We start from the raw sequence: 1,572 nt of genomic DNA, 5'->3' as shown, positions 1-1,572 counted from the left end.
CTTACCCTATCCTCCTGCGTCCCCCCATTGCTCAAATGGTGAGGAGGTGGTACAGGAATATCAACCTGTTATCCATCGCCTACGCCTTTCGGCCTCGGCTTAGGTCCCGACTAACCCTGAGCGGACGAGCCTTCCTCAGGAAACCTTAGGCATTCGGTGGAGGGGATTCTCACCCCTCTTTCGCTACTCATACCGGCATTCTCACTTCTAAGCGCTCCACAAGTCCTTCCGGTCTTGCTTCACAGCCCTTAGAACGCTCTCCTACCACTGTTCGAAGAACAGTCCGCAGCTTCGGTGATACGTTTAGCCCCGGTACATTTTCGGCGCAGAGTCACTCGACCAGTGAGCTATTACGCACTCTTTAAATGGTGGCTGCTTCTAAGCCAACATCCTGGTTGTCTAAGCAACTCCACATCCTTTTCCACTTAACGTATACTTTGGGACCTTAGCTGGCGGTCTGGGCTGTTTCCCTTTCGACTACGGATCTTATCACTCGCAGTCTGACTCCCAAGGATAAGTCATCGGCATTCGGAGTTTGACTGAATTCGGTAACCCGGTAGGGGCCCCTAGTCCAATCAGTGCTCTACCTCCGAGACTCTTACCTTGAGGCTAGCCCTAAAGCTATTTCGGAGAGAACCAGCTATCTCCAGGTTCGATTGGCATTTCACCCCTACCCACACCTCATCCCCGCACTTTTCAACGTGCGTGGGTTCGGGCCTCCATTCAGTGTTACCTGAACTTCACCCTGGACATGGGTAGATCACCTGGTTTCGGGTCTACGACCACGTACTCAATTCGCCCTATTCAGACTCGCTTTCGCTGCGGCTCCGCATCTTCTGCTTAACCTTGCACGGGATCGTAACTCGCCGGTTCATTCTACAAAAGGCACGCCATCACCCGTTAACGGGCTCTGACTACTTGTAGGCACACGGTTTCAGGATCTCTTTCACTCCCCTTCCGGGGTGCTTTTCACCTTTCCCTCACGGTACTGGTTCACTATCGGTCACTAGGGAGTATTTAGCCTTGGGAGATGGTCCTCCCGGATTCCGACGGAATTTCACGTGTTCCGCCGTACTCAGGATCCACTCAGGAGAGAACGAAGTTTTGACTACAGGGCTGTTACCTCCTATGGCGGGCCTTTCCAGACCTCTTCATCTACCTCGTTCCTTTGTAACTCCGTACAGAGTGTCCTACAACCCCAAGAGGCAAGCCTCTTGGTTTGGGCTGGTCCCGTTTCGCTCGCCGCTACTCAGGGAATCGCATTTGCTTTCTCTTCCTCCGGGTACTTAGATGTTTCAGTTCCCCGGGTCTGCCTTCTCATATCCTATGTATTCAGATATGGATACCACTCCATTACGAGTGGTGGGTTTCCCCATTCGGAAATCTCCGGATCAAAGCTTGCTTACAGCTCCCCGAAGCATATCGGTGTTCGTCCCGTCCTTCATCGGCTCCTAGTGCCAAGGCATCCACCGTGCGCCCTTTCTAACTTAACCGTTAAAAAGAATCACTACGTGATATCTTGCATTACTAATTGAATGTGAATTACTTCTGTTATCTAGTTTTCAAAGAACA

Annotated in this window: 1 rRNA gene (only partly in view); it reads right to left on the bottom strand. The window is 51.6% G+C overall.

Annotated features, from left to right (window positions below):
- A 23S ribosomal RNA gene (locus G9F48_RS19255) occupies nt 1–1,493 on the bottom strand (it extends 1,536 nt beyond the left edge of the window).
- Nucleotides 1,494–1,572: the final 79 nt, after the last annotated feature.

Source organism: Bacillus sp. EKM420B (assembly GCF_011065565.1).
GTDB lineage: Bacteria > Bacillota > Bacilli > Bacillales > Bacillaceae > Bacillus > Bacillus velezensis.
The sequence above is the reverse complement of the archived record's forward strand: the minus strand, read 5'-3'. Positions and strand labels throughout refer to the sequence as shown.